The sequence below is a fragment of the Mesorhizobium sp. B2-1-3 genome, assembly GCF_006442495.1.
In the GTDB taxonomy this organism is placed as follows: Bacteria; Pseudomonadota; Alphaproteobacteria; order Rhizobiales; family Rhizobiaceae; genus Mesorhizobium.
The window spans coordinates 197,758-224,386 of sequence record NZ_VFWL01000010.1 but is presented as its reverse complement, the minus strand read 5'-3'; the positions used below and the strand labels follow the sequence as shown (position 1 = coordinate 224,386).

Here is a 26,629-nt window from a genome sequence, read left to right as displayed (position 1 = left end):
GACCCCTCGCGCTTTTTCCAGATCATGATAGTTCAGGCCCGAGCTCCCTTGCCGCCGGGCAATCCACAATGGCAGACCAATGACCGATACAGCTGAAACGATCGACTATTCCAAGACGCTTTACCTGCCGCAGACGGATTTCCCGATGCGTGCCGGTTTGCCCGAGAAGGAGCCGGTGCTGGTCAAGCGCTGGCAGGAGATGGATCTCTACCGCAAGCTGCGCGAGGCCTCCGCCGGTCGCCCGAAATACGTGCTGCATGACGGCCCGCCTTATGCCAACGGCAACATCCATATCGGCCATGCGCTGAACAAGATTCTCAAGGACGTCATCAACCGCTCCTTCCAGATGCGCGGCCGCGACGCCAATTACGTGCCCGGCTGGGACTGCCACGGCCTGCCGATCGAATGGAAGATCGAGGAGCAGTACCGCGCCAAGGGCAAGAACAAGGATGAGGTGCCGGTCAACGAGTTCCGCAAGGAATGCCGGGATTTCGCCGCTCACTGGATCGGCGTTCAGGGGGCGGAATTCCAGCGCCTTGGCGTCATCGGCGACTTCAAGAACCCGTATACGACCATGGCCTTCCACGCCGAGGCGCGTATCGCCGGCGAACTGTTGAAATTCGCCATGTCAGGCCAGCTCTATCGCGGCTCCAAGCCGGTGATGTGGAGTGTCGTCGAGCGCACCGCGCTCGCCGAGGCCGAGATCGAATACCAGGACTACGAGTCGGATACGATCTGGGCGAAGTTCCCGGTCGCCAGTCTGGTGCGCCCCGTGGCTGACGGAGAGGCCGCACTGACCGAGGGCGCTCTCGATCTGCTGCAGGCCCATGTCGTCATCTGGACGACGACGCCTTGGACGATCCCCGGCAACCGTGCCGTCAACTATTCGCCGCGCATCGACTACGGTCTCTACGAGGTCACGGCAGCCGAGAACGCCTTCGGCCCGCAGCCGGGCGAAAAGCTGATCTTTGCCGATACGCTGGCCGAAGAGGCTTCGGTCAAGGCCAAAGTCACCTTGAATCGTCTTCGCAGCGTGTCGGCGCAAGAGCTTGGAAGTCTTACGCTTTCGCATCCCTTCAAGGGTCTTGGCGGCGGTTACGAGTTTCCGGTGCCCATGCTTGCCGGCGACCATGTCACCGATGATGCGGGCACCGGGTTCGTTCACACGGCGCCGGGCCATGGTCGCGAGGATTTCGACGCCTGGATGGACGCGGCCCCGGACCTGCGCGCGCGCGGCGTCGACACCGCGATCCCGTTCACCGTCGACGATGCCGGCTTTTTCACCAAGGACGCGCCGGGCTTCGGTCCGGATCGTGAGGGTGGCGCGGCGCGCGTTCTTGACGACAACGGCAAGAAGGGCAATGCCAACCAAGCGGTCATCGATGAGCTGATCAAGCGCAACGCGTTGTTCGCGCGCGGTCGGCTGAAACACTCCTATCCGCATTCCTGGCGGTCGAAGAAACCGGTCATCTTCCGCAACACGCCGCAATGGTTCGTTTACATGGACAAGGACCTCGGCGACGGCACGACGCTGCGCAGCCGTGCGCTGAAGGCGATCGACGACACCCGTTTCGTGCCAGGGGCGGGGCAGAACCGCATTCGCGCCATGATCGAGGAACGGCCCGACTGGGTGCTGTCGCGCCAGCGCGCCTGGGGCGTGCCGATCGCGGTCTTCGCCGACGCCGACGGCAATGTGCTCCAGGACGAGGCGGTCAACCAGCGCATCATGGACGCTTTCGAGAAAGAAGGCGCCGATGCCTGGTTCGACGCCGGTGCCAAGGAACGTTTCCTCGGCAATCACGATGCCTCCAGATGGAAGCAGGTCACGGATATCCTCGACGTCTGGTTCGATTCAGGCTCGACCCACGTTTTCACGCTGGAGGATCGTCCCGATCTCAAATGGCCGGCCGACGTCTATCTCGAAGGCTCCGACCAGCATCGCGGCTGGTTCCACTCCTCACTGCTCGAAAGCTGCGGCACCAGGGGCAGGGCGCCCTACGATACCGTCGTCACGCATGGCTTCACCATGGACGAGGACGGCCGCAAGATGTCGAAGTCGCTCGGCAACACCGTCGTCCCGCAGGACGTGATCAAGCAGTCCGGCGCTGATATCCTGCGGCTCTGGGTGGTGACGACCGACTATTGGGAAGACCAACGGCTCGGCAAGAACGTGCTGCAGACCAACATCGACGCCTACCGCAAGCTGCGCAACACCATCCGCTGGATGCTGGGCACGCTCGCCCATGATGATGGCGAGGAGGTGCCGCTGGAAGGGATGCCGGAGCTGGAACGGCTGATGCTGCATCGCCTCGCCGAACTCGATGAGGTGGTGCGCCAGGGCTACGATGCCTTCGAGTTCAAGCGCATCACCCGTGCGCTCCTCGATTTCATGGTGGTCGAGTTGTCGGCCTTCTATTTCGATATTCGCAAGGACGCGCTCTACTGCGATGCGCCGTCGAGCGCGAAGCGCAAGGCCTCGGTGCAGGTGGTGCGCCACCTTTTCGACTGCCTGGTGAGATGGCTGGCGCCGATGCTGCCCTTCACCATGGAAGAGGCCTGGCTCGACCGCCATCCCGATGCCGTCTCGGTACATCTCGACCAGTTCCCGGCGATCCCGGAAAACTGGAAGAACGAGGCGCTGGCGGAGAAATGGCGTAAGGTGCGGCAGGTGCGCCGCGTCGTCACCGGTGCGCTGGAAATCGCGCGTGCCCAGAAGGTGATCGGCTCGTCGCTGGAGGCGGTGCCGGTCGTTACCATCGACGATGCGGCGCTCGAAGCCGCGATATCGGATGTCGACATGGCCGAAATGGCGATCACCAGCGATCTCGTCATCGCCCATGGCGAGGCGCAACAAGGCGCCTTCACGCTCGAAGACGTGAAGGGCATCGCCGTGGTGATCGAAAAGGCCGAGGACCGCGGCCTGGTCAAATGCGCGCGCTCGTGGCGTTACACCGCCGATGTCGGGCAGGATCCTGCCTTTCCCGATGTCTCGGCGCGCGACGCCGCCGTGCTGCATGAGCTTAACGCGCTCGGCCGGCTTTGAAGGCCAGGCATATCGGTGCACAAATGCCACGCCGGTCGGTGCAAATCCGTCCGCGCGTTGCCCTTAACGAGTGGTTGAGGTAAACACGCGAAACTCCGGAAGACAAATTGTCGCCGGATTTTCGTCGCAGTGCTTGGACACGGGGACCGGACCTTGGGGCCGGCGGCGATCGAGAGGCTGTCTAGAGTGGGACTTTTTGGCATGACCGAGAGATTTAACGCGCGCCTCGCGCTGTTGGCGCCGCTTGTCGCATCGGGGCTCGCTCTGTCCGGATGTGTCGGTTCTCCGACCTACGGCACCGACAAGACCGCCGGCGAACAATTGGCCGGCGATCTCACGGGCGCTTTTTCGTTCGCGCCGAAGCGCAAGGAACACATCGATTACAAGCCGCGTCCGACCCTGGTGAAGCCGGCGCCTGGTCAGAAGGAAGCGCTGCCGGCGCCACAGGATAGCATCGAGAGCGCAAGCGCCGAATGGCCAGAATCGCCCGAGCAGCGCCGTGCCCGCCTGCGCGCCGACGCCACCGCACACCAGGATGATCCGTCCTACCAGTCGCAGATCGTCGACGACGTGCAGACGGATCCCGCCTCGGTGAAGAAGGCGATGGAGGAATCCGGATCGAGTCACCCGCCGCGTTGGACGCCTGCCGATTCCGACAAGGGCCGCGCCGCCGATATCCAGCGCCGCCTTGCCGAAAGCAAGCAGGGCGATCCGAATACCCGCAAATATCTGAGCGAGCCGCCCCTTGCCTATCGCGTCGCATCCGGCACGGCGCCGCAAAACGAACTCGGCGAAGACGAGTACAAAAAGGAACGCCGCCTGAAGAGAGAGGCGGAAGGCAAGAAGGGCGGCTGGTTCGACTGGCTGCCGTCCCTGTAAAAAGCGGGGCGAATTTGCTTTGCTGACGGGTATCGCACCCCGTTCAGTCGCGGCGTTCCCGAAAGAAATCCTTCAGCAGCAGGGCCGATTCGGCCTCCGCGATGCCCGCATAGATGTCAGGCGTGTGATGGCAGGTCGGCGAAGCGAAGAAGCGCACGCCGTTGACCACCGCGCCGCCCTTTTCGTCCGCGGCGCCAAAGTAGAGCCGGCGCAACCTGGCGAAGGAGATGGCGCCGGCGCACATGGCGCAAGGCTCCAGCGTCACATAGAGATCGTGTCCGGTGAGCCGCTCGCTCGACAGCCTTCGGCAGGCTTCGCGGATGGCCAGCATCTCGGCATGGGCCGTCGGATCGGCAAGCTCCCGGGTGCGGTTGCCGGCACTGGCAATGACCGTGCCGGCGCTTGCGATGACGGCGCCGACCGGCACTTCGCCGCGCGAGGCTGCCGCTTGCGCCTCCTCCAGCGCCAGCGCCATGAAATCGGGCCGCTTCACGCGGGTTTCCATTCCGATTATCTCCTCGCCACTCGACGGTGATCCTGTTATTGAGCGCATAACCTCGAAAATCGGGTACGGTTTTCGGAAATGATCATGCGCCAAATCAAAAATGCTACAGCGTTCGTTGCGCGCCCGAAAGGATGCGCCACGCTGTAGCAGCGCAAACGGACAAAGGCCACATGGACGACAACGACAAGAAATCTCCGCGCCAGAAGGGTCCGGGCAAAAGCGGTCCGAAACCGGCGGCCGCGCGTGGGCGCGATGCCGGCAAAGGCGGCAAGCCGGCCTTCGGCGCCAAGAAACCGTTTGCCAAGCGTGGCGACGGCGGCAAGCCCTTCGAAAAACGCGAAGGGCCGCGCAAGCCCTACGCGCCGCGCGGCGAGCGGCCGATGGCCGCCGATGGCGAACGGCCCCAGAAGCGCGAGTACAAACCGCGCGAGGGCGGGCGCTCGGAGCGGCCGTTCAACAACGGTCCGCGTCCGGAAGGCAAACCTTATGAGAAGCGTGAAGGGCCGCGCAAGCCCTACGCGCCGCGTGGCGACCGTCCAATGACCGCCGATGGCGAACGGCCCCAGAAGCGTGAGTATAAGCCGCGCGAAGGCGGCGAAGGCGGGCGCTCGGAGCGGCCCTTCAACAAGGGTCCGCGTCCGCAAGGCAAGCCTTATGAAAACCGCGAAGGCCCGCGCAAGCCGTATGCACCGCGCGGCGAGCGGCCAATGGCGGCTGAAGGTGCGACGGGTGAAAGACGCTTCGATCGTCCTAAGCGTGATTTTGCCGATCGGCCCAAGCCCGACTTCTCTGACCGTCCGAAGCGCGATTTCGCTGCCGACCGGCCGCAAGGCGGTTTCAAGTCCCGTCCGCGTCCTGCGGAGGCGCCCGAGGAAGCCGGCGAGCGGATCGCCAAGCGGCTGGCTCGCGCCGGGCTTGCCTCGCGCCGTGACGCCGAGGAGTTGATCGCGGCCGGCCGCGTCAAGGTCAACGGCCGGGTTCTGTCTTCGCCGGCCTTCAATGTGATGCCGGGCGACATCATCCATCTCGACGGCATGGAGATCCCGCCGATCGAGCGCACTCGGCTGTTCCTGTTCCACAAGCCTGCCGGTGTCGTGACCACCAACCGCGACCCCGAGGGCCGCAAGACCGTCTTCGACGTGCTGCCGGCTGAATTGCCCCGGCTGATGACCATCGGCCGCCTCGACATCAACACCGAAGGCCTGCTGCTGCTGACCAATGATGGCGGCCTGTCTCGCGTGCTCGAACTGCCGGCCACCGGCTGGCTGCGCCGTTACCGCGTGCGCGTCCATGGCAAGGTCGAGGAAAGTGCGCTTGCGGGCCTGCGCGAAGGCATTGCCGTGGACGGCGTCTTCTATGGCGCCATCGAGGCGAGCCTCGACCGCGAGCAGGGCTCGAACGCCTGGCTGACGATCGGCTTGCGCGAGGGCAAAAACCGCGAGGTCAAGAACATTCTCGGCGCGCTCGGCCTCGACGTGACGCGGCTGATCCGCATCTCCTACGGCCCGTTCCAGCTCGACGAGCTCCCCGAAGGCCATGTGCTGGAGATCAAGGGCAAGGTGTTGCGCGATCAGCTCGGCGAACGCCTGATAGAGGAATCCGGTGCCAATTTCGATGCCGAGATAACAAAACCGTTTTCCAACCTGCCGGTGCGGCGGGTCGAGCCGCGCCGCGAGGAGGCCGAGCGGCCGAGATTTTCGCGCGAGGGTGACCACCGGCCGATCGGCGAGGGCGGCCTGATCAAGAACCGCAAGCGCCGCGAAGGCAGCCGTGACGAGGCGCTGGGCAAACTGTCGACCAGCCCCGACAGAGGCGCGAGGCCGGAAAAAAGCTTTGGCGACCGCGGCCCGAGACCCGAACGCGGTGGCTTCGGCGACAAGCCGCGCGGTGGTTTTGGCGGCAAGCCAGGCGGCAAGAAATCCGAGCGCGAGCAGCGGCCGATCGAGCCGCCCGGCCAGCGCAAGGCCAATGTCTGGATGGCGCCGGGCGCGCGGCCGATCGGCAAGGGCAGGGCGGAGGCGGATGCTGCCAAAGCCGCTGAAGCCAAGGCCCGCAAGGCGTCTTTCAAGCCGGCCTATGGCAAGCCCGGCGGCAAGCCGGGCGGCCCAAAGCCGTTCGGCAAGCCGCGTGGCGAACGTCCGGGTGGCGGCGGCGAGCGGCCGCGCGGCGGTTTCAAGGGTCCAAGGGCGAAATGAGGATCGTCGGCGGCGAGTTTCGCGGGCGCCCGCTGGCGACGCCCCGCGGCAGCGCCATCCGCCCCACCACCGACCGCACCCGCGAGGCTGTTTTCAATGTGCTGGCGCATCGCTTTGCCGATCGGCTGCAGGGCGCGCGCGTGCTCGACCTGTTCGCAGGCACAGGCGCGCTCGGGCTCGAGGCGCTGTCGCGCGGCGCGTCCTATGGCGTCTTCATCGAGGAGTCGGCCGAAGGCCGCGGCCTGATCCGCGACAATGTCGAGGCCTTCGGCCTGACCGGCCGCACCAAGATATTCCGGCGCGATGCGACGGCTCTGGGCGAGGCCGGCACGCTGGCGCCGTTCGAGCTCGTTTTCGCCGATCCACCTTACGGCAAGGGTCTTGGCGAACGCGCGCTGAGGTCGGCCAAGCAAGGCGGCTGGCTGCGTCCCGGCGCGCTGTGCGTGGTCGAGGAGGCAGCGGCGGCGCCTTTCGAGCCGGGACCGGGATTTTCAGTTGTCGACGAGCGCCACTATGGCGAGACGCTGATCCGGCTTGTCGAGGCCGCCTGAGTTAAGCTTCATTTGCGGGCGAAGATGGAACGCGAGCCCTCTTCCCAGGGGAGCAGGTCGTGCCATGCCGGTAATCAACAATTCACTTTCACAACATCGGCTCGCCGCCTATCGTCCGTCATGAGAAACCGGAGCCATTGATGACATTTCAGGCTGAATGGCTGCGCAAGACGCTCTTGGCCACATCGCTGGCTTTGGTCATTGCCGGACTGGCCCCGGCGACCTTCGCCGCCGACAAGCGGCCGGCCGAGTTCAAGGTAACGGATTTTCTGCTCGACAATGGCATGGAAGTGGTCGTCATTCCCGACCATCGCTCACCGATCGTCACCCATATGGTGTGGTATAAGGTGGGCAGCGCCGACGAGCCGCCAGGCAAATCCGGCATCGCCCATTTCTTCGAGCATCTGATGTTCAAGGCGACGGCCAATCACGCCGCCGGCGAGTTCGACCGCGCCGTCTCCGACATAGGCGGCTCCAACAATGCCTTCACCTCCTACGACTACACCGCCTTCCACGAGACGGTGGCGCCGTCGGCGCTCGAGCTGATGATGAGCTTCGAGGCCGACCGTATGCGCAACCTCATCCTCACCGACGATGTCATCAAGACCGAGCGCGACGTCATCCTGGAGGAGCGCCGTTCGCGCATCGACAACAGTCCCGAGGCAGTGCTCGAAGAGGAACTCGACGCCACGCTGTGGCAGAACCAGCCCTACCGAATTCCGGTCATTGGCTGGATGCAGGAGATGGAGCAGTTGAACCGCACCGACGCCATCGCCTTCTACAACAAATACTACCAGCCCAACAACGCGGTGCTGATCGTGGCCGGTGACGTCGAGCCCGACACGGTCAAGGCTCTGGCCGAGAAAACCTACGGCAAGATCGCGCGCGGGCCCGACCTGCCGCCGCGCGTCCGCCCGGTCGAGCCGGAGCAGAACACCAGGCGCACGGTGACGCTGTCCGACGCCCGCGTCAGCGTGCCGAATTTCTCCACCCAATGGGTGGTGCCGTCCTACCACACGGCCAAGCCCGGCGAAGCCGAGGCGCTCGACCTGCTGGCGGAAATACTGGGCGGCGGCAACCGCAGCCGGCTCTATCAGGCGCTGGTGGTCAGGCAAGGCATCGCTTCCAACGCCGGGGCCTATTTCCAGGGCACCATGCTGGACGACACCAACTTCACCGTCTATGGCACGCCGCGCGGCGACGCCAGGCTCGTCGATGTCGAGGCGGCCGTCGACGCGGAGGTCGTGCGCATCGCCAGGGAAGGCGTCACCGTCAAGGAGCTGGACAAGGCCAAGGACCGCTATGTCCGCTCGATGGTTTTCGCCCGCGACAAACAGGATTCGATGGCCAATATCTATGGCGCCGAGCTTGCCACCGGCGGCAATGTGCAGGACATCGAGCAATGGCCGGAGCGCATCCGCAACATCACTCCCGGCGAGATCAAGGCCGTCGCCGCGCGCTATCTGGTGCTGGCCCGGTCGACGACCGGCTATCTCTTGCCGCAGCAACAGGCGGGGAATTGATGATGAAGAGCGAGCAACACGGCTCTTTCCCGTCTCCCAAACGGGGAGAAGGGAGGGCACGCGCAGCGCTTGTCACTTTGCTCCTTTCCATCTTCTTCCTGGTCCTGCCGGCGCTTGCCGCCCGCGCCATGGACATCCAGCAGGTCACCTCGCCCAAGGGCGTCACCGCCTGGCTGGTCGAAGACTATTCGGTGCCGATGGTGGCCATCCGTTTCGTCTTTGGGGGCGGCTCGACGCAGGATCCGCCGGGCAAGGAAGGGCTGGCCAATCTGATGACCGGTCTGTTCGACGAAGGCGCAGGCCCTCTGGACAGCGACGCCTTCCAGGTGAAGCTCGACGACGCCGGCGCCGAGATGAGCTTCGAGGAGACCCGCGACGGCATCTACGGTTCCATGCGCATGTTGGCCGAGCAGCGCGACGAGGTGTTCGACCTGCTGCGGCTGGCGGTCAACGAGCCGCGTTTCGACCAGGCGCCGATCGATCGCATCGGCGCTCAGATCCTGTCCGGCATCATCGCCGGAGAGAACGACCCCGACACGATCGCGCAGGACAGATGGGCGCGCGCGCTCTATGGCGATCATCCTTATTCGCGCTCCGATCAGGGCACCAGGCAGAGCATCGCCGCCATCACGCGGGACGATCTGAAGGCGCTGCACAAGGCCGTCTTCGCGCGGAGCGGACTGCATGTCGCGGTGGTCGGCGCCATCGACCCGGAAACGCTGAAGAAGAAACTGGACATGGTGTTCGGCAACCTGCCGCAGAACCAGGCGCTCGCGCCGGTTGCCGACGTCGAGCCGAATCTGGCGCGGCATATCGAGGTCGACTACGACCTACCGCAGACCTCGCTTCAGCTTGCCTGGCCTGGCGTGAAGCGCAAGGCGGCGGATTTCTTCCCTGCGGTTCTGATGAACGAGATTCTCGGCGGCGGCACCTTCACCTCGCGCCTGTTCCAAGAGGTGCGCGAGAAGCGCGGGCTGGCCTACAGCGTCAATTCCTCGCTCATCAACCAGGACCATGCCGACGCTCTGATCGTCACCACCGGCACACGATCGGACCGGGCCGCCGAAACCCTTGGCATCGTGCGGGACGTGGTCAAGCGGCTTGCCGAGGACGGCCCGACCGACGCGGAACTGGCGGCGACCAAGAAATACATGATCGGCGCCTACGCCATCAACAACCTGGATTCCTCCAGCGCCATCGCCGCGACCCTGGTCGAGCTGCAGCTCGACGACCTCGGCGTCGATTACATTCAGCGCCGCACCGGCCTTATCAACGCGGTGACACTCGACCAGGTCAAGGCCGCGGCGAAGAAGCTTTTGTCGGCCGAGCCGACCATCATGGTCGTCGGACCGCCCTTGGCCGGAGCCAACAAGGGATGAGCCTCACCTTCGGCATCGCCTTTGGCGGCGGCGGCGCGCGCGGTCTGGCGCACATCCATGTCATCGAGGCGCTGGACGAACTGGGCATCAGGCCGGTCGCAATCGCCGGCTCGTCGATCGGCGCCATCATGGGCGCCGGGATGGCCTCCGGCATGACCGGCAAGGACATCCATGATTATGCCCGCTCGATCCTCGGCCGTCGCGCCGAGGTGGCGAGCCGCATGTGGCGGGCGCGGCCCGGCACGATCGCCGAGGCCATGCAGGCCGGCATCCGCGTCAGTCAGTTCAATGTCGAACGCATCCTCAAGGCATTCCTGCCCGAAGCCATTCCCGAAACCTTCGCCGAGCTGAAAATCCCGCTGAAGGTGACGGCGACGGACTATTTCGGCCACAAGCTGGCCGTGTTCGCCGAAGGCGACCTGCATTCGGCGCTAGCGGCTTCAGCGGCCATTCCTGCCGTGTTCCGCCCGGTGATGCGCGACGGCCGGCTGCTGATCGACGGCGGCATCTACAACCCCGTGCCCTTCGACCTTATCGAGGATGATGCCGACATCATCATCGGCGTCGACGTGGTCGGCGCGCCGGAAGAGGCCGACCACAGGCGGCCGACCTCCGTCGACCTGATGTTCGGCGCCACGCAATTGATGATGCAGTCGATCATCGCCAACAAGCTGAAGCAGTGCCAGCCCGATATCCTGATCCGCCCGGCGGTGTCCAAATACCGCGTGCTCGACTTCCTCAAGATCGAGGTCCTGATGACCGAGACGGCGGACATCAAGGATCAGCTGAAGCGCGAGGTGGAGAGGGTGGTGGAGGCTAGGGAAAGTGCTGCCGTCGAGCAAAGACGGGGAAAGCAGACCGGGTGACGCGAGGTCCACACGTTGCCTCACGTCACCGCTATAGCTTTGATCCCGAAAACCAGGCGCCCTCCAGTCCTCTCTGGAAGAAGGGCACTCTAACCGACTACGATTTCGCCAGCACCGGCGCATACTCCAGCGCCACCACGCCGTTGCTGAATGGCTTGACGGAAATCAACTCAAGCGACACCGGATCGTCGGCCGGAAACAGCTTTTTGCCTTGGCCGACGGTGCCGGGGTAGCTCAGCAGCCTGACGCGGTCGACCAGACCATGGCGCAACAGTTCCTGCGCGACGTTGAGGCTGCCATGCACATAGATGTTGCCGCCGCTACCTAGCTTCAGTGTCCTGACCGCCTCCGGCAGCGGCCCCCTGAGCAGCTCGGCCGGTTTCCAGTCGAGCACCTTCAAATTGCTGGACGCGACGTATTTCGGCAGCGCGTTGAACCGGTCGGCGAAGTCTCCGGTTTCGCTCGGCCACGAGCCGGCGAAAATCTCGTAGGTTGTGCGTCCCAAAAGCATGGCGCCGCTGTCAGCCAGCTCGTCCTCCTTGAACCTGTTCATCTCGTCGTTCCAGGTCACGCCAGGCAGTTTCTCGACTTCGGCGATGCCATCGACGCTGATGAATTCGGTGACGATAAGCTTTCTCATTGGCGTTCTCCTTTCCACAAGGACGAACGATGATGGCTTTGTGCGACACGCTTCTGGAAATAACGCTGCGCTTGTTGTTTGCCCGGGCAGCGCCGGCCTCGGCCGGCGCCAATTGGCGATGCCGCCGATCATCGTCAGCGGCTAAAAATAGGGTCCGGCTGAGAAGCTGGCGACGCCTGGCGCAGTGCTCTCAGTCCTTCGCGCGCTCCACATAGGACCCATCGGCCGTCATCACCACCACGCGGGTGCCTGGCGCGATATGCGGCGGCACGGCGGTGCGCACGCCGTTGGAGAGCAGGGCGGGCTTGTAGGAAGAGGACGCCGTCTGGCCCTTGGTCGTGGGCTCGGTCTCGACCACTTCGAAGGTGGCCCGCTGCGGCAGCACCAGGGAGATGGCGATGCCGTTGAACTGCGAGACCTGAACCGGCATGCCTTCCTGCAAATAGGGGGCGGCATCGCCGACCACGGCTTCCGACACCGCCACCTGGTCGTAGGTCTCGGGGTTCATGAAGTGATAGCCTTCGCCGTCGGCGTAGAGGAAGGTGTGCTCGCGCTCCTCGACATAGGCGCGCTCCACCTGTTCGGTGGTGCGGTAGCGTTCCGAAACCTTCACCCCGTCGCCGATGCGGCGCATGTCGAGCTGCGTCACCGGCGTACCCTTGCCTGGGTGGATGTTTTCGGCAAAGAGGATCACATAAAGCTTGCCGTCCTTGTCGACGACATTGCCTTTGCGGAGCGAACTGGCGATGACTTTCACCACGGTTTTTTATCCTGCGAGAGTTGACGGGCGTTTGCCGGCTTGCGCGGCGCTGGATGGGGGCCTAGCGCATCTCGGCGCGAACCGCCAGCCCCCAACGCGAACCAGCGCGCCTTCAAACCGCCCATGACCGCCGCTTCGCCCTGGTGGACGCCGCATGTGCATGCCGATCGCCGTTCGCGCCTGATGCTGCGCAACGGCCTTGCCGCCGCCTTGCGCGACTGGTTCGCCCGTCGCGATTTCATCGAGGTGCAGGCATCGGCCCTGCAGATATCGCCCGGCAACGAGGCGCATCTGGCGGCCTTCGCAACCGAGGCGGTCGCGCCGGACGGGCAGCGCAAGCCGCTCTATCTGCACACGTCGCCGGAATTCGCCTGCAAGAAGCTGCTCGCTGCCGGCGAGACCAGGATCTTCAGCTTCGGCCCGGTCTATCGCAACCGCGAGCGTGGCCCTTTGCACCATCCCGAATTCACCATGCTCGAATGGTACAGGGTCGGCGACACTTATGAGAGCCTGATGCGGGATTGCGCGGATCTGCTGGCGCTGGCCGCGACAAGGGCAGGGGCCACGCGCTTCAGCTTTCGCGGCCGCGACTGCGATCCTTTCGCGGAGCCGGAGCGGCTGACGGTGGCGGACGCCTTCGCCCGCCATGCCGGGATCGATCTGCTTGCGACGGTCAGCGCCGACGGCATCACCGACCGCGATTCGCTCCATCAGGCCCTGACCGGTGCCGGCCTGCGTACCGCGCCCGACGACGGCTGGGCCGACCTGTTCAGCCGGGTGATGGTGGAGAAGATCGAGCCCAATCTCGGTATCGGCCGCGCGACCATCCTTTGCGAGTACCCGGTCGCCGAGGCGGCTCTGGCGCGACCGAGCCCACGCGACCCCCGCGTCGCCGAGCGCTTCGAGCTCTATTGCTGCGGCGTCGAACTTGCCAACGGCTTCGGCGAGTTGACGGACGCCGAGGAGCAGCGCCGGCGCTTCATCATGGAAATGGACGAGAAAGAGCGCGTCTATGGCGAGCGCTATCCGCTGGACGAGGATTTTCTCGCGGCACTGGCGGTCATGCCACAGGCCAGCGGCATCGCGCTCGGCTTCGACAGGCTGGCGATGCTGGCCACGGGCGCGCAAAAAATCGAGGATGTGATCTGGACGCCTGTTGCCGGGTCCTGAGTCCGCGCGCCACGGCTTGCACCATGTCAATGCGCGAAAATCTGCTCCAGCGAACGAAAGCCCTTGAATTCCAGCGCGTTGCCCGAGGGATCGCGGATGAACAGCGTCGCCTGTTCGCCGGGCTCTCCCTTGAAGCGGATCATCGGCCGCTCCAGCCAGTCTATGTCGGCGCGTGCTTCCAGCCGCGCGGCAAGCCGCTGCCAGTCATCCATCAAAAGCACGGCGCCGAAATGCGGGATCGGCACCGCCATGCCGTCGACCTTGCCGTCGCTGGCAGCCGGCGCGGCCGGTGGCCGCAGATGCGCCGACATCTGGTGGCCGAACAGGTCGAAATCGACCCAGGTCTCCGAAGAGCGGCCGATGGCGCAACCCAGCACCTCGCCATAGAAAGCGCGTGTTTCATCGAGATCACGGACCGGGAAGGCAAGATGGAAAGGCGTCATTGGAAATGCTCCGTGCTGGCGATGCGGTGCCGCGCTTCGCGATGGGCGGCTGAACCGATGCATTTTGATTGAAGCTTGTGCCATTGCACAAGCCGGACCGGAACAATAGATGGGGGACGGCGGCTCTCGGGCCAGCCGCAACAGCAGGATCACGCGCATGAGCGATATATCGGACGCATCAAGATTGACCGACCGCGTCGCGGCCCTGGTCGAGGCTGCCAAAAAAGCTGGCGCCGATGCCGCGGATGCCGTCGCGGTGCGTGGCCGCTCGACCGGTGTGTCGGTGCGGCTGGGCAAGGTCGAAAACACCGAGGCCTCGGAAGGCGACGACGTTTCGCTGCGTGTCTTTGTCGGCCAGCGGGTGGCAAGTGTTTCCGCTACTGCCGCGTCCGACCCGAAGGCGCTTGCCGAACGTGCCGTCGCCATGGCCATGGTCTCTCCCGAAGATCCCAACCAGGGCCTCGCGGATCCGGCGCTGCTGGCCAGGCAGACGCGCGATCTCGACCTGTTCGATGCAACAGAAGTATCGGCCGACCAGTTGAAGGAAGCGGCACTGGCCGCGGAAGCGGCGGCTCTGGCCGTCAAAGGCGTGACCAATTCGGCGGGCAGCAATGCCAGCGCCGGGCTCGGAGGGCTGGTATTGGCCACCTCGCACGGCTTCCTCGGCCATTATGTCGCCTCGCGCTTCTCGCGCTCCACGAGCGTCATCGCCGGCGAGGGTACCGGCATGGAGCGCGATTATGAATTCTCCTCGCGCCAGCATTTTGCCGACCTGGATGCGCCGGAAGACATAGGCCGCAAGGCCGGGGAACGCGCCGTGCGCCGGCTCGGCGCGCGCAAGGCCGCGACCGGACCGGTCGACGTGGTGTTCGATCCGCGCGTGGCGCGCGGCATTGCCGGCCATCTCGCGGGCGCCATCAACGGCGCTGCCGTCGCGCGCAAGACGTCGTTCCTGCGCGACATGATGGGCAAAAAGGTGGCTGCATCGGCCATTACCGTCACCGACGAGCCGCTGAGGCGGCGCGGCCAGGCCTCGCGTCCGTTCGACGGCGAAGGCGTCGAAGGCGACAAGCTTTTCATGGTCGAGAACGGCGTGCTCAACCACTGGTTCCTGTCCACCTCGGCGGCGCGGGAACTGGGTCTCGTCACCAATGGACGCGGTTCGCGCAGCGGTTCCTCTGTCTCGCCGTCTTCGACCAATCTTGCCATCGAGCCGGGTGAGCGCTCGCCAGAAGAACTGATTGCGTCACTCAAGACCGGCTTCTACGTCACCGAGGTGTTCGGGCAAGGTGTCGACATGGTGACCGGCGAATACAGCCGCGGCGCTTCGGGGTTCTGGATCGACAACGGCCAGCTTGCCTATCCCGTGGCCGAAGTCACGATCGCCTCCAACCTGAAGACGATGTTCCTCAACATGGTGCCGGCAAGCGACCTCGATCGCAATTTCGGCACCGCTGCCCCCACGCTGCTGATCGAAGGCATGACCCTTGCCGGAGCATGATCTGACCACGACCGGCGCCACGGAGGATCTGCCGCTGCTGCGCGATGCTGCCCGCGAGGCGGGTGCCATCGCGATGCGCTACTTCGGCAACAGTCCGCAAGTCTGGATGAAAGGCGGCACGTCGCCGGTCAGTGAGGCCGATCACGCCGCCGATGCGTATTTGCGCCAGACCCTGCTTGCGGCGCGGCCGGATTATGGCTGGCTGTCCGAGGAGACGGTCGACGATCCAGTGCGGCTTTCGGCGCGCCGAACCTTTGTCGTCGATCCGATCGACGGCACCCGCGGCTTCCTGGAAGGCCAGCGCACCTGGTGTGTCAGCGTCGCCGTCGTGGAGCATGGCCGTTCGCTTGCCGGCGTGCTCGAGTGTCCGGCGCTTAACGAGACTTACTGGGCGCTGCCTGGCCAGGGCGCCTTCCGCAACGGTAGCCGCATCGCGGTGCGCCAGCCCGGCGACAAGGCCGAAATTTCCGGATTGAAGCAGTTGCTCGACAGGATACCGGCCGGCTGGCAGGAACGGCTGAAGCGGGCGCCCTACAGCCCTTCGCTTGCCTATCGCCTGGCAATGATCGCCAACGGCACGCTCGATGCCACTTTCGTAAAGCCGAACGCGCACGACTGGGATATCGCCGCCGCCGACCTTATCCTGCGCGAGGCGGGCGGCCAGTTGCTCGACCCGCATGGCCGCGCGCCGCTCTATGCCGGCGAGGTGACCCGCCACGGCGCGCTCGCCGCCGGCAGCGGTGAACTGCTGGCGGTGCTCGTGGGCGTCATTGCCGGACTGGATGATTGAAAGCATTATCGAAGGTTCCAAAGTCGGCGGCTTTGGTCTAGACCTGTCACAAACTCACAATATGTGAAGGACCGAAATGGCCGCGGAAGACGGAAAGAAACAGCTTTTGCACCTGGTGTTCGGCGGCGAACTGAAGAAGCTTGGCGGCACCGAATTCCGCGATCTTGACGCGCTCGACATCGTCGGCATCTATCCCGACTATCAATCCGCCCATTCGGCATGGAAAGCCAAGGCGCAGGCCAGCGTGGACAATGCCCATATGCGTTATTTCGTCGTGCACCTGCATCGGCTCCTGGACCCCGACCACAAGGCTGTCGGTTGACTTCGATGGATAATGATCTGGCGAAAGCGCCGCCCGGCCAGGCTACGCCGACGGGCAGGGGCCGCAGCCGCGCCACCAAGGCCTTCTGGCGCAGGATCCGCAAGCCGCTGGCGCAGTCGCGATTCGTCAAGAACATCATCGTCGGCCTGCTGGCGCAGTTCGTCCGGCTGGTGCGCCTGACCAACCGCGTCGTCGACGGCTCGGCGAAATTGACCGGCGGTGCCTATGCCCAGTTCGAGCCCGGCATCATTGCGCTCTGGCACGGCCAGCATCTGTTGACGCCGGCCTACTACCCCAAGGGCAGGCCGCTCGTCGCCATGGTGTCGCGCAGTGCCGATGCCGAACTCAACGCCCTGATGATCGAGAGATTCGGCATCGAGGCCGTACGCGGCTCCGGCGGGCGCGACAATGCCAAACATCTCGACAAGGGCGGCGCCAAGGCATTGATCGCCCTGAAAAAGTCGCTCGTCGCCGGCAAGAACGTCGCCATGATCGCTGACATCCCCCATGGCACGCCGCGCGATGCGGGGCTTGGCATCGTGCTCCTGGCGCGGCTCTCCGGCCGGCCGATCCTGCCGGCGGCCATTGCCACCAGCCGCCGCAAGGTGCTGGAGAAGAGCTGGGACAAGACGACCATCAACCTGCCGTTCGGCCGCTCGTCCATCATCATCGGTACACCGGTTTTCGTGCCGGCCAATGCCGATGACGCCGAGATGGAGCGCAAGCGCCTCGAAGTGACGGCCTCGCTCAATGCCGCGACCGCCGAGGCCTACCGTCTCGTGGATGCCCCGCGATGAGCGGTCGCTGGGCGCGTACCATGCTGACGGCATATCGTTTGGCGGGCGCTGTCGCCTATCCGCTGGTCGGACCCTATGTTGCCTGGCGCACCTCGCGCGGCAAGGAAGACCGCAACCGCCGCCGCGAACGCTACGGCGTCGCCGGCCGGCCTCGCCCCGATGGGCCTGTTATCTGGATCCACGCCGCGAGCGTCGGCGAAACCATAGCTGTCGTTCCCCTGGTCGAGAGCATACTCGACTACGGCGTCAACATCGTGCTGACGACCGGCACGGTAACGTCGGCCAAGGTCGCCGACGAGAGATTGGGAGACCGCATCATCCACCAGTATGTGCCGCTCGACCTCAAGCCGGCGGTTAGCCGTTTCCTCGACCATTGGAAGCCGGATCTGGCGATCATCGCCGAATCGGAGATCTGGCCGATGACGATTCTCGAGCTTGGCGCCCGCCACGTGCCTCAGGTTCTGGTCAATGGCAGGCTGTCCGACCGCTCCTTCACGTCCTGGAAGAAGCGCCCCAACATTGCCGAGGCGCTGTTCGAGAACCTTGCCCATGTCGTTGCCCAGTCCGATGTCGACGGCGAGCGTTTCCGCGCGCTCGGCGCCCGCCCGGTAACCGTCTCCGGCAATCTCAAGGTCGACACCAACCCGCCGCCGGTCGACGAACGGGCGCTGGCCACCTTGCAGCGGCAGATTGGCGGCCGTCCGACCTGGGCGGCGATCTCGACCCATGACGGCGAGGAAGTGGTTGCCGCCGAGGTCCATGCGATGCTGCACAAGCGTCACCACGGCCTGCTGACGATAGTAGTCCCGCGCCATCCCGACCGCGCCGAGGCCCTGGCCGAGCAGATTTCCGGCATGGGCCTCAAGGTCGCGCGGCGCAGCAAGGCCGACAGGATCGGGCCCGACGTTGACATCCTGCTCGGCGATACGATCGGCGAGATGGGGCTCTATCTCAGGATGACCGAGATCGCCTTTGTCGGCCGTTCGCTCACCTCCGAAGGCGGCCAGAACCCGCTCGAGCCAGCCATGCTCGAGACGGCGGTCCTTGCCGGACGCAACGTGCAGAATTTCCGCGAGGCCTACCAGCGCCTGCTCGACAGCGGCGGCGCCAAGCTGGTGCGCGACCGCGACATGCTGGCCGGTGCGGTCAACTTCCTGCTCACCAACGAAGTCGCGCGCCATGAGATGATGGCGGCCGGCGCCGCGACCGTCGATGAGATGCGCGGCGCGCTGGCGCGCACGCTGAAGTCGCTTGAGCCCTATATCCAGCCGCTGGTCGTCAAGGCGCGCCTGAAGGGCGCGAACGGGCGCTAAAATGGCCTCCGAAGCACCGCCGTTCTGGTGGGAGGAGCCGGACTGGCGCGTTTTCGCGCTGTCGCCGCTGTCGGCCGCCTATGCATTCGTCGCCGGCCGTGGCATGCGGCGGGCCAGGCGCGAGAAGATCGAAGCGCCGGTTCTGTGCATCGGCAATTTCACCGTCGGCGGAACGGGCAAGACGCCGGTGGCGATCGCCATGGCCGAACACGCCAGGCGCATGCGGCTCAAACCCGGTTTCCTCTCGCGCGGCCATGGCGGCTCCTTCGCCGAGCCGCATGTCGTCGACATCAAACACGACAGCGCCAGGCATGTCGGTGACGAGCCACTGCTGCTGGCCGAACACGCGCCCGTGGCAGTGACGCCGCACCGCGCCGCCGGAGCACGGCTGCTCATGGAAAACCATGGCTGCGATTTCCTGATCATGGATGACGGTTTCCAGAGCGCGCGCATCCATATCGACTATGCGCTGGTCGTCGTCGATGCGCGGTACGGCATTGGCAACGGCCGTGTCATCCCGGGCGGGCCGCTCAGGGCCAGGGTCGTCGATCAGCTGGTCTTCACCAGCGGGTTGCTGAAGATGGGTGACGGCACCGCCGCCGACGCGGTGGTGCGCCAGGCGGCGCGCGCCGGCCGGCCGATCTTCGAGGCTCACACCGAGCCGAGCGGCAAGGAACGCCTCGCCGGCAAACGCTATCTTGCCTTCGCCGGCATCGGCCACCCCGAGAAATTCTTCGACACGGTAGAGGAGGCCGGCGGCGAGGTGGCTTTGAAGCGGCCGTTTCCGGATCATCATTTCTACGCCGAGGATGAGCTTGCCGAACTGGCGGCCACCGCGCGCGCCGAAGGGCTCGGCCTCATCACCACCGCCAAGGATGCCGCCCGGCTGCGCCACGGCGCTTCGAAGGACTTTCTCGATCGTCTCGACGTGCTGGAAATCGACGCGGTCTTCGAGCTCGACCACGTTCCCGAACGTATCATCGAGGAGACGCTCGATGCCTGGCGCCAGCGTAAACTTAAGCTTAAGGGCTAAGGCGTTCAGCCTTCGATGGAATCGCCGACCCGCTCTGCTTCTTGGTTTTTACGCAACGGCGGACAGAAACGGCTGCGCATTCCGGGATTTGCTCAGCTTCGCTTGCGCAATTCCGGATGCGCCTCGATCTCGCGGCGCAATGAGGCCGCGGCGTTGATGTAGGGCTCCTGCCTCTCAACGCTCCAGTACTTCAGCTCGTCGAGCGGAATGCTTTCGCCGGTCACCGCGCAGCGCACGAACGCGCCCGGGCTCGTCACCTGGAAGTCGCCGTCGAGATAGCGAATACGGGCTTCCTTGCCGCCGGGGCCTTCGAAACGGTTCATCATGCTTTGGTGCCGAGCTTCATGCCGAGTTCATCGCCACAAATTGCCGGCAAGGTCAAGCATGGGACAAGCTCGAGGCAATGCTGATATCCTATTTGATGAGCCGAAGAGTACCATTGGTGGGGACATGATGGACATTTCTTCCGCTCGGCTGGCTTCCTTGCTCAAGGAGGCGATGACGCCGCAGGCGGTGCCGCCGGCGAAACCCGATGTGCTCAAGGCAGCGCTGGTCAAGGTGGCCTTGCGACCGCCGCTGCCGGCCTTTCGCCCGCAACCGGCCGTGGAAGCGCTGGCGGCCCTGCCGCCCGCGTCGGCCGAGACGTCGCAACAATTGGCCGCACCGCAGATCGTACGGGCCTATCAGGCGGCGATGGAGCCGGACATGGAAACCGCCGGAAAGACCGTTTCCGAGATTTCGGCGCGCAAGCAGGCGTCGCCAGGTGACGAGGCTCAGCGCGGCGTGCCAGTGGCCGTCACAAGAGCCGAAGACGGCGGCGCTGCCCGGCCCGCGCCGCTCTCGTGGCCGGCGTTCGTCTCGCCGCGGGTATCCGTCGTGCAAAAGGCGTCAGCCGACAATGTGGTGCCGGGGCGCATGACCGGCCAACCAAAGGGAGCCGCACCGGGGAATCGCGAACAAGGCGCGGTCGGCATCGGCCCCATCGCAACGGGCCTGCTGGTTGCCGCGCTCATTGCATTTGTCTGGTTGGCCATTCGCTAAAGCAAGTGTGTACGGTTTTCCCGGGAAACGCGCGTAGCGCTTTCCCTATGGAATTGCGCAAAACAAAGACATAGAGCGGTTCGCCGTTTCCGTGAAACGGTGAACTGCTCTGAAACCTACGTGTCGGCTTCGACGAAGTGTTCGATCTTTTCCGCCGACACACCGGCCTGCGCCGCGATGCGGCGCGACAGGTCGGCGGCAGCGGCGCGGGGCCTCCCGGCAGGACGATCGAGCCAGTAGGAAACGGGATTGAGCACAACGCGGTCGTCGACGGCCACGACACGCCCCGACCGTATCTGGTGTTCGGTGAGCGGCGGGCGTGCCAGCGCGATGCCCAGGCTGTGTGCGGCGGCATCGAGCACCAGATTGTAGTCTTCGAAGCGGCGGTCCTGCGGGCGCGGCCGGTAATCCATGTCCTGCGCGGCGAACCAGGCGCGCCAGCCGGATGCGTCGGAATCGTTGATCAGCGGGAATTTGAGCAGCCGGGCCGGGTCGCCGCCACCGATCTCCGGCGCGAGGCTCGGCGAGGCGATCGGAAACAGATACTCCTCGAACAACTGCATCGAAACGCGGCCCGGGATGCGGCCGCGTCCGCAGCGCACCGACAGATCGATGCCTTCATCGGCGAGATCGGCCTGGCGGTGGTCGACATCCAGCACGATGCGCAGGCGGGTGGGATCATTCTCAAGCGCCGCCATGCGTGGCATCAGCCACAAGCCGCTCACCGAAGGGATCGAAGCCAGCCGCACCACTGCGGTGCCGCGCGGTTCAACCCAACGGTCCGAATTGACCGAGATCAACGCGAAGGCTTCTGTGGTCCTGAGATGCAGGCGATTGCCTTCGTTCGTCAGCGTCACGCCGCGCGCCCCGCGTTCGAAAACCTTCAGGCCAAGCCAGTCCTCCAGCTTGGCAATCTGCCGGCTGACAGCGCCATGGGTAAGGTGGAGCCTCTGCGCGGCTGCCGAAAAACTCCCCGTGCGTGCCGCTGCATCGAAGGCGCGCAGTGTCTCGAGCGGCAAGATGCCGTCTAAGCTGTGATCCATAGTCACAACTGACCCTCGATTTGGTCGTTTGTCAATTGGTCCGAAAAAGCGTTTTCTCCCCATCGAGAGGCGAAAGAACGGGAGGACGATGAGATGAGGGCGATGACGAGCACGTTGAATCCAGCACAGCGGATGGACACCACCGCGGCCGTAGCGGTGGCGCTGACGGTGATTGGCTGGGCCTCCGCCTTTCCGGCGATCCGGGCTGGCCTCGCCGCGTTCGGGCCGCTCGAACTCGGCGCCCTGCGCTTTGCCATCGCCGCGGTACCTGCGGCGATCTTCCTTGCTGTCAGGCGGCCGACGCTGCCGCGCATAGGCGAGTTGTGGCGCCTTGCCTTTGGCGGCGCCGTTTTCGTCGCGCTCTACACCGCCATGCTCAATTTCGGCGAACTGACGGTTTCGGCCGGTGCTGCCGGATTCATCATCAATGTCAGCCCGATCTTCACCGCCATCATGGCGATGGCGCTGCTCGGCGAACGATTCTCGACGATGGCCTGGGTCGGCACCGCCATTTCCTTCAGCGGCATCGGCATTATCGCCATGGCCGACGGACAGGGCCTGCATTTCGACACGGGTGCGCTTCTGGTGCTGGGATCGGCGCTCTGTTCGGCCGTCAACACCATCGTGCAGAAGCCGCTGTTCGCCCGCCATCATCCACTGACCATCGCGGCCTCGAACATGGTGCTCGGCGCGCTCTGCCTGGCGCCCTTCCTGCCGGCAGCTTTTTCGCAGGCGGCGGTCGCCGATATGGCGGGGCTGGGGGCGGTCATCTATCTCGGCGTCGTGCCGAGCCTGATCGCCTATGCCGCCTGGGCGACGGCGCTTTCGCGCTTGCCTGCGGCGCGTGCCTCGAACTTCCTTTATCTGGTCTCTCCCATGTCCGCCCTGATCGGCTTCTTCTGGCTGGGCGAAGTCCCGATGCTGCTCGGCCTGCTTGGCGGCGCGCTGGCGCTAGGGGGCGTCATCGTAGTGAATTTGAAACGATAAATCAGAGAGTTGCGGCTGTTTTCCGACTCAAATCCACAAGTCGCGCTGCTTCAACCGGCAACCCCTGTGATACGGGCATAAGGCGCGCTATCCTGATTTGCGCTGATGGAGGGGATCGGGATGGGAAGAGCGTTCGTGGCCGCGTTTTTCTGCTTGCTGCTGCTGAGCCAAAAGGCCGTCGCCGGCTGGTATCACGTGGAGAACTACGAAGGGTCGATAGGGCCCGATCCCGTTCATTTATCGCTTCAGACATATGACAGCTTCGGCAGCGGCATAACGGTCGAGGGGAGCTACTTCTACGACGCCGGGCAGAGTCCGATCGCGCTCTACGGCACGGTCAGCGGCACCAGGCTCTCGCTGTGCGCGATTTCGGACGACCAGGAATTTGAACGCATCATGGTGATGGGATCGAAGACACCAGTCGATACCACGAATTGCCCGCTTTCCCTCGACATCGGCGAAAGCGGTGCGACAGGGACCTGGCGCAAAGGCGCGGACAAATTTCCGGTCACGCTGAAGAAGGTTGCAAGCCTCGACGACACGGGCGAGGCGAAACTCGACGGAACTGTCGAAATTCCCTTTTGGGCTGAAACCGCTGCCGACCGGTTTGCCGGACTTTACACAAACACCGGTTCAGGGATTTGCATGACGAAAATGCAGGTCATCAAGAAGACCAGCGGCAAGGTCGTCCAGCAAATCTCTTTCGATGACGATGGTTGCGATGCGGGCATGCTGATGACGCCTATCTACATGAACGTCCAAAAATGGGTGGAGCACCGTAAGGACATCATCTCCGTGAATTTTCGTGGCGGCGGCAACGGACACAGATGGACTACGTCTTCAATCGTGCCGCTAGAAAATTTCAGCAAAAGAACTGACCGAGGGCATCCGGCCTTGGAGGGCAACACTTTATCGCCGCCCGAACAATCTCTCGATGTCCGCCAGCTTGAGTTCGATATAGGTCGGGCGGCCGTGGTTGCAGGTGCCGGAGCCGGGCGTGGCCTCCATCTGGCGCAGCAGCGCGTTCATCTCCTCGGCCTTGAGCAGGCGGCCGGAACGCACCGAACCATGGCAGGCCATGGTCGCCGCGATTTTGTCCAGCCTTTCCTTCAGCGTGTCGACGGTGTCGTTGTCGGCGATCTCGTCGGCGAGGTCGCGCACCAATTGCTGGACGTTGGTCTCGCCCAGCATCGACGGTGTCTCGCGCACGGCCACGGCGCCCGGCCCGAAACGCTCGATGCCGAGCCCGAAGCGGGCGAGCGTTTCGGAATGCGTGGCGAGCCGTTCGGCATCCTCTTCAGGCAGGTCGACGATCTCCGGCAGAAGCAGCATCTGCGACGGCACGGCGCGCGCGTGCAGCGCGTTCTTCAACGCCTCGTAGACCAGCCGCTCATGCGCGGCATGCTGGTCGACGATGACAAGTGAGTCCCTGGTCTGGGCGACGATGTAGTTCTCATGCACCTGCGCCCGTGCCGCACCGAGCACCGTGCCAAGCAGCGTCTCCGCCGCTTCGCCCTGTCCTGCCCGGGCGTCGGCGCTGGCGATCGGGCCGGCATCGAACGCCGCCTGCTCGTTTTCGCCGAACCCGCCGTTTCGTTCGAATCCTGAACCCTGGAACTCCATGTCGAGTGGCCGTTGCGGCGAGCGTGCGTGGTCGAAACCGGCAGAGCCCGAGGCGCGGTAGGCCGCTTCGTAGCTGCGGTGACCATTGGCCGGGCCGCCATGGGCGTATGACGCCGCTCCCGGCCGGAACGCCGCCATCATGCCGGCGGCACCGGAAGTGGCGGCGCGGATGCCGGCTTCGGCAAGCGCCTGACGGATGGCGCCGACTATCAGCCCGCGCACCAGGCCGGGGTCGCGGAAGCGGACATCGGCCTTGGCTGGGTGGACATTGACGTCGACGATCGCCGGGTCGAGTGTCAGGAAAAGCACCGTGACCGCATGGCGGTCGCGTGGCAGGACGTCGGCGAAGGCGCCTCTGATAGCGCCGGCGATCAGCTTGTCGCGCACTGGCCGGCCATTGACATAGGCATATTGCTGCAGCGCGTTTGCGCGGGTGAAGGACGGGATCGATACATGGCCGGTCAGATGCACGCCTTCGCGCATCGCATCGATGGCAATGGAATTGTCGGGAAACTCGGCCCCCATCACCTGGGCGATGCGGCGCAGGCGTCCGTCCGCGCTGTCATCGGTCGCCGGCAATTCAAGCGTCGAGCGGTCGGAACCGCTGAGCGTGAAGCGAACGGTCGGAAAGGCGATCGCGATGCGCTTGACCACGTCGCTGGTCGCCGAGCTTTCGGCGCGCTCGCCTTTCATGAATTTCAGCCTTGCCGGGGTGGCGAAGAAAAGGTCGCGCACCTCCACGGTGGTGCCGCGATTGGCCGCCGCCGGCCTGACGGGCGAGATCCTGCCGCCCTCGATGCCGATCTCGGCGGCGCTGTCGCTTGCCGCCGTGCGCGAGCGGATCGACAGCCGCGAGACCGAGCCGATCGATGGCAGCGCCTCGCCGCGAAAGCCGAGCGAGCGGATGTCGTGGATGTCTTCGGCAAGCTTGGAGGTGCAATGGCGTGCGATCGCCAGCGAAAGCTCCTGTTCGGGGATGCCGAAGCCGTCGTCGGTGACACGGATCAGGTTCAACCCGCCGCCTGATGTGACGACCTCGACCTTTCCCGCACCGGCATCAAGCGCGTTCTCGACCAGTTCCTTCACCACGCTTGCCGGACGCTCGATGACTTCGCCGGCGGCGATCTGGTTGATCATCGTTTCGGAAAGCTGGCGTATGGGCATGGTGACAGTATAGGCGGATTCGTGCCGAGCGGGCGAGGGTGAAGTACGGTGAAAACAGTGAACGACCTCACGCTTGCGCTGCCAACCAATCCCGTACCTTGCGGGCATTCTCGCTAAGCTCCCGGTTCCTCGGCCAGATGACATAGAACGCCTTGCCGGTCTTGAGCACATGGTCCGTCACCGGCACCAGCAGTCCCGTCGCGAGCATCCGCTCGGCAAGGTGGCGCCAGCCGAGCGCGATGCCTTGCCCTTCCATGACGCCCTGGATTACCAGCCCGTAGTCGTTGATGCGCAGGCCGCGTGCGGTATCGCCGAGACGGGCGCCGGCCGATTCGAACCACTCATTCCAGCTCGCCGCCTCCCGATAGGGCTCCTCAAGATGGATGAGACGGTGCGTGGCCAGTTCCGCGACCGATTTGGGCAGGCCGAACTTCGCCGCGTAGCTGGTGCCGGCGACGGGAAAGATCTCTTCGTCGGCAAGCGGCAGCGAATGATAGTCCTGCCAGTCCCTCGGTTCGCCGCCGCGCACGGCAAGCGGGATGCCCTCTGCGATGATGTCGAGGTCGCGGTCGGCGGTCTGGATGCGCAGATCAATGCCCGGCAGTTCGTCGCGGAACTGCTGCAGCCGCGGCATCATCCAGAAGGAGCCGAACGCAGTCGAGGCGGCAAGCGTCACGTGGCCTCCGGTCGCCTGCAGGCGCAGATCCTCCGCCGACTTTCGGATGTGGGACAGGCCCAGCGAAACGTCGGCGTGGAAACGCTCGCCGGCCTCCGTCAGGCTGACCTGCCGGTGACGGCGCTGGAACAGCTTGGCGCCGAGCTGTTCCTCCAGCCCGCGCACCGCGTAGGAAACGGCGGCCTGGGTCATGCCGAGCTCTCGCCCGGCGGCGGTGAAGCTCGACAGGCGGCCCGCCGCCTCGAAGACGATCAGGCTGCCGGCCGAGGGCAGGAGGTGGCGCAGGTTTCGCATAAGCAGAGCTTATACAAGAGATCAGGATTTTCCAGCGTCACATTCCTGTTTTGTGCGTCTAGGCTGCGAGGTATAAGAGGAATGGAGTTGC

The 26,629-nt window shown here is 64.8% G+C and carries 24 protein-coding genes; 16 read left to right on the top strand and 8 right to left on the bottom strand.

The features are described 5' to 3' along the window. Positions 1-79 precede the first annotated feature (79 nt). Positions 80-3,043, top strand: coding sequence for an isoleucine--tRNA ligase (gene ileS / locus FJ973_RS18520; RefSeq protein ID WP_140557102.1), 2,964 nt, complete (start codon positions 80-82; stop codon positions 3,041-3,043). A 201-nt stretch (positions 3,044-3,244) separates the two neighbouring features. Next, on the top strand, positions 3,245-3,922 hold the full coding sequence (locus FJ973_RS18515; protein ID WP_140557101.1) for a hypothetical protein: 678 nt from the start codon (positions 3,245-3,247) through the stop codon (positions 3,920-3,922). A gap of 43 nt (positions 3,923-3,965) precedes the next feature. Here the strand turns inward: FJ973_RS18515 and FJ973_RS18510 are convergent, their stop codons facing one another. After that, complete coding sequence (locus FJ973_RS18510) at positions 3,966-4,415, bottom strand: nucleoside deaminase (protein ID WP_140557136.1); 450 nt, start codon at positions 4,413-4,415, stop codon at positions 3,966-3,968. Between the two features lie 182 nt (positions 4,416-4,597). On the opposite strand from FJ973_RS18510, the gene FJ973_RS18505 reads away from it, so the two are divergent. From FJ973_RS18505 to FJ973_RS18485, 5 genes are all read left to right on the top strand, one after another. Beyond that, positions 4,598-6,622, top strand: a complete 2,025-nt coding sequence (locus FJ973_RS18505) for a pseudouridine synthase (protein WP_140521657.1) — start codon at positions 4,598-4,600, stop codon at positions 6,620-6,622. Continuing rightward, complete coding sequence (gene rsmD / locus FJ973_RS18500; RefSeq protein WP_140557099.1) at positions 6,619-7,173, top strand: 16S rRNA (guanine(966)-N(2))-methyltransferase RsmD; 555 nt, start codon at positions 6,619-6,621, stop codon at positions 7,171-7,173. The genes FJ973_RS18505 and rsmD overlap by 4 nt, the downstream gene beginning before the upstream one ends. Positions 7,174-7,313: 140 nt before the next feature. Next, positions 7,314-8,696, top strand: a complete 1,383-nt coding sequence (locus FJ973_RS18495; protein WP_140557097.1) for a pitrilysin family protein — start codon at positions 7,314-7,316, stop codon at positions 8,694-8,696. A 2-nt stretch (positions 8,697-8,698) separates the two neighbouring features. After that, entirely contained in the window at positions 8,699-10,075 is a 1,377-nt protein-coding gene (locus tag FJ973_RS18490) for a pitrilysin family protein (protein WP_181170922.1), read from the top strand. Beyond that, positions 10,072-10,941 (top strand): patatin-like phospholipase family protein, encoded by an 870-nt coding sequence (locus FJ973_RS18485; RefSeq protein ID WP_140494217.1) that lies wholly within the window; start codon positions 10,072-10,074, stop codon positions 10,939-10,941. Before FJ973_RS18490 ends, FJ973_RS18485 begins: the two co-directional genes overlap by 4 nt. A gap of 97 nt (positions 10,942-11,038) precedes the next feature. On the opposite strand, the gene FJ973_RS18480 is transcribed toward FJ973_RS18485, so the two are convergent. Together FJ973_RS18480 and efp are read right to left on the bottom strand one after the other, a co-directional pair. Further along, on the bottom strand, positions 11,039-11,581 hold the full coding sequence (locus FJ973_RS18480) for a dihydrofolate reductase family protein (protein ID WP_140557094.1): 543 nt from the start codon (positions 11,579-11,581) through the stop codon (positions 11,039-11,041). A gap of 190 nt (positions 11,582-11,771) precedes the next feature. Continuing rightward, the gene (gene efp / locus FJ973_RS18475; protein ID WP_140494213.1) at positions 11,772-12,341 is read right to left on the bottom strand and encodes an elongation factor P; all 570 of its coding nucleotides are present in this window, start codon (positions 12,339-12,341) and stop codon (positions 11,772-11,774) included. Positions 12,342-12,464: 123 nt separating this feature from the next. Between efp and epmA the strand changes: the two genes are divergently transcribed. Beyond that, positions 12,465-13,511 (top strand): EF-P lysine aminoacylase EpmA, encoded by a 1,047-nt coding sequence (gene epmA / locus FJ973_RS18470; RefSeq protein ID WP_140557092.1) that lies wholly within the window; start codon positions 12,465-12,467, stop codon positions 13,509-13,511. 26 nt (positions 13,512-13,537) lie between these two features. Here epmA and FJ973_RS18465 read toward each other — a convergent pair whose 3' ends face one another. Further along, the gene (locus FJ973_RS18465; protein ID WP_140494209.1) at positions 13,538-13,954 is read right to left on the bottom strand and encodes a VOC family protein; all 417 of its coding nucleotides are present in this window, start codon (positions 13,952-13,954) and stop codon (positions 13,538-13,540) included. Between the two features lie 157 nt (positions 13,955-14,111). Here FJ973_RS18465 and FJ973_RS18460 point away from each other — a divergent pair, with 157 nt between their 5' ends. The 6 genes from FJ973_RS18460 (at position 14,112) to lpxK (ending at position 19,710) form a co-directional block, all read left to right on the top strand. Next, the gene (locus tag FJ973_RS18460) at positions 14,112-15,455 is read left to right on the top strand and encodes a TldD/PmbA family protein (RefSeq protein ID WP_140557090.1); all 1,344 of its coding nucleotides are present in this window, start codon (positions 14,112-14,114) and stop codon (positions 15,453-15,455) included. Continuing rightward, entirely contained in the window at positions 15,442-16,245 is an 804-nt protein-coding gene (locus FJ973_RS18455; protein ID WP_140557088.1) for a 3'(2'),5'-bisphosphate nucleotidase CysQ, read from the top strand. The genes FJ973_RS18460 and FJ973_RS18455 overlap by 14 nt, the downstream gene beginning before the upstream one ends. 76 nt (positions 16,246-16,321) lie before the next feature. Continuing rightward, complete coding sequence (locus FJ973_RS18450) at positions 16,322-16,567, top strand: DUF4170 domain-containing protein (protein WP_140557087.1); 246 nt, start codon at positions 16,322-16,324, stop codon at positions 16,565-16,567. A 5-nt stretch (positions 16,568-16,572) separates the two neighbouring features. Further along, positions 16,573-17,364, top strand: a complete 792-nt coding sequence (locus FJ973_RS18445) for a lysophospholipid acyltransferase family protein (protein WP_140521674.1) — start codon at positions 16,573-16,575, stop codon at positions 17,362-17,364. Continuing rightward, the gene (waaA, locus tag FJ973_RS18440; protein WP_140557085.1) at positions 17,361-18,677 is read left to right on the top strand and encodes a lipid IV(A) 3-deoxy-D-manno-octulosonic acid transferase; all 1,317 of its coding nucleotides are present in this window, start codon (positions 17,361-17,363) and stop codon (positions 18,675-18,677) included. The genes FJ973_RS18445 and waaA overlap by 4 nt, the downstream gene beginning before the upstream one ends. A gap of 1 nt (position 18,678) precedes the next feature. Continuing rightward, on the top strand, positions 18,679-19,710 hold the full coding sequence (gene lpxK / locus FJ973_RS18435) for a tetraacyldisaccharide 4'-kinase (RefSeq protein ID WP_140515566.1): 1,032 nt from the start codon (positions 18,679-18,681) through the stop codon (positions 19,708-19,710). A gap of 92 nt (positions 19,711-19,802) precedes the next feature. Here lpxK and FJ973_RS18430 read toward each other — a convergent pair whose 3' ends face one another. Next, positions 19,803-20,036, bottom strand: a complete 234-nt coding sequence (locus FJ973_RS18430; RefSeq protein WP_140494196.1) for a DUF2093 domain-containing protein — start codon at positions 20,034-20,036, stop codon at positions 19,803-19,805. A 127-nt stretch (positions 20,037-20,163) separates the two neighbouring features. Here FJ973_RS18430 and FJ973_RS18425 point away from each other — a divergent pair, with 127 nt between their 5' ends. Next, the gene (locus FJ973_RS18425) at positions 20,164-20,751 is read left to right on the top strand and encodes a hypothetical protein (RefSeq protein WP_140557083.1); all 588 of its coding nucleotides are present in this window, start codon (positions 20,164-20,166) and stop codon (positions 20,749-20,751) included. Positions 20,752-20,867: 116 nt separating this feature from the next. Here FJ973_RS18425 and FJ973_RS18420 read toward each other — a convergent pair whose 3' ends face one another. After that, the gene (locus FJ973_RS18420) at positions 20,868-21,794 is read right to left on the bottom strand and encodes a LysR family transcriptional regulator (protein ID WP_140557082.1); all 927 of its coding nucleotides are present in this window, start codon (positions 21,792-21,794) and stop codon (positions 20,868-20,870) included. A 93-nt stretch (positions 21,795-21,887) separates the two neighbouring features. On the opposite strand from FJ973_RS18420, the gene FJ973_RS18415 reads away from it, so the two are divergent. After that, entirely contained in the window at positions 21,888-22,781 is an 894-nt protein-coding gene (locus FJ973_RS18415; RefSeq protein WP_140521678.1) for an EamA family transporter, read from the top strand. A gap of 909 nt (positions 22,782-23,690) precedes the next feature. Here the strand turns inward: FJ973_RS18415 and mutL are convergent. Both mutL and FJ973_RS18405 read right to left on the bottom strand, forming a co-directional pair. Further along, a complete protein-coding gene (gene mutL / locus FJ973_RS18410) occupies positions 23,691-25,568 on the bottom strand; it encodes a DNA mismatch repair endonuclease MutL (protein WP_140557080.1) in 1,878 nt (625 codons plus the stop codon). A 67-nt stretch (positions 25,569-25,635) separates the two neighbouring features. Further along, entirely contained in the window at positions 25,636-26,538 is a 903-nt protein-coding gene (locus tag FJ973_RS18405; RefSeq protein ID WP_140557078.1) for a LysR substrate-binding domain-containing protein, read from the bottom strand. Positions 26,539-26,629: the final 91 nt, after the last annotated feature.

Bases quoted from the DNA above. Each gene is read 5' to 3' on its own strand.
- FJ973_RS18505 (WP_140521657.1), top strand. From the start codon at position 4,598: ATGGACGACAACGACAAGAAATCTCCGCGCCAGAAGGGTCCGGGCAAA.
- FJ973_RS18415 (WP_140521678.1), top strand. From the start codon at position 21,888: ATGAGGGCGATGACGAGCACGTTGAATCCAGCACAGCGGATGGACACC.
- FJ973_RS18420 (WP_140557082.1), bottom strand. From the start codon at position 21,794: ATGGATCACAGCTTAGACGGCATCTTGCCGCTCGAGACACTGCGCGCC.
- FJ973_RS18425 (WP_140557083.1), top strand. From the start codon at position 20,164: ATGGACATTTCTTCCGCTCGGCTGGCTTCCTTGCTCAAGGAGGCGATG.
- FJ973_RS18465 (WP_140494209.1), bottom strand. From the start codon at position 13,954: ATGACGCCTTTCCATCTTGCCTTCCCGGTCCGTGATCTCGATGAAACA.
- rsmD (WP_140557099.1), top strand. From the start codon at position 6,619: ATGAGGATCGTCGGCGGCGAGTTTCGCGGGCGCCCGCTGGCGACGCCC.
- FJ973_RS18495 (WP_140557097.1), top strand. From the start codon at position 7,314: ATGACATTTCAGGCTGAATGGCTGCGCAAGACGCTCTTGGCCACATCG.
- epmA (WP_140557092.1), top strand. From the start codon at position 12,465: ATGACCGCCGCTTCGCCCTGGTGGACGCCGCATGTGCATGCCGATCGC.
- FJ973_RS18490 (WP_181170922.1), top strand. From the start codon at position 8,699: ATGAAGAGCGAGCAACACGGCTCTTTCCCGTCTCCCAAACGGGGAGAA.
- FJ973_RS18460 (WP_140557090.1), top strand. From the start codon at position 14,112: ATGAGCGATATATCGGACGCATCAAGATTGACCGACCGCGTCGCGGCC.
- FJ973_RS18515 (WP_140557101.1), top strand. From the start codon at position 3,245: ATGACCGAGAGATTTAACGCGCGCCTCGCGCTGTTGGCGCCGCTTGTC.
- ileS (WP_140557102.1), top strand. From the start codon at position 80: ATGACCGATACAGCTGAAACGATCGACTATTCCAAGACGCTTTACCTG.
- waaA (WP_140557085.1), top strand. From the start codon at position 17,361: ATGAGCGGTCGCTGGGCGCGTACCATGCTGACGGCATATCGTTTGGCG.
- FJ973_RS18450 (WP_140557087.1), top strand. From the start codon at position 16,322: ATGGCCGCGGAAGACGGAAAGAAACAGCTTTTGCACCTGGTGTTCGGC.
- FJ973_RS18485 (WP_140494217.1), top strand. From the start codon at position 10,072: ATGAGCCTCACCTTCGGCATCGCCTTTGGCGGCGGCGGCGCGCGCGGT.
- FJ973_RS18405 (WP_140557078.1), bottom strand. From the start codon at position 26,538: ATGCGAAACCTGCGCCACCTCCTGCCCTCGGCCGGCAGCCTGATCGTC.
- lpxK (WP_140515566.1), top strand. From the start codon at position 18,679: ATGGCCTCCGAAGCACCGCCGTTCTGGTGGGAGGAGCCGGACTGGCGC.
- mutL (WP_140557080.1), bottom strand. From the start codon at position 25,568: ATGCCCATACGCCAGCTTTCCGAAACGATGATCAACCAGATCGCCGCC.
- FJ973_RS18480 (WP_140557094.1), bottom strand. From the start codon at position 11,581: ATGAGAAAGCTTATCGTCACCGAATTCATCAGCGTCGATGGCATCGCC.
- FJ973_RS18430 (WP_140494196.1), bottom strand. From the start codon at position 20,036: ATGATGAACCGTTTCGAAGGCCCCGGCGGCAAGGAAGCCCGTATTCGC.
- FJ973_RS18445 (WP_140521674.1), top strand. From the start codon at position 16,573: ATGGATAATGATCTGGCGAAAGCGCCGCCCGGCCAGGCTACGCCGACG.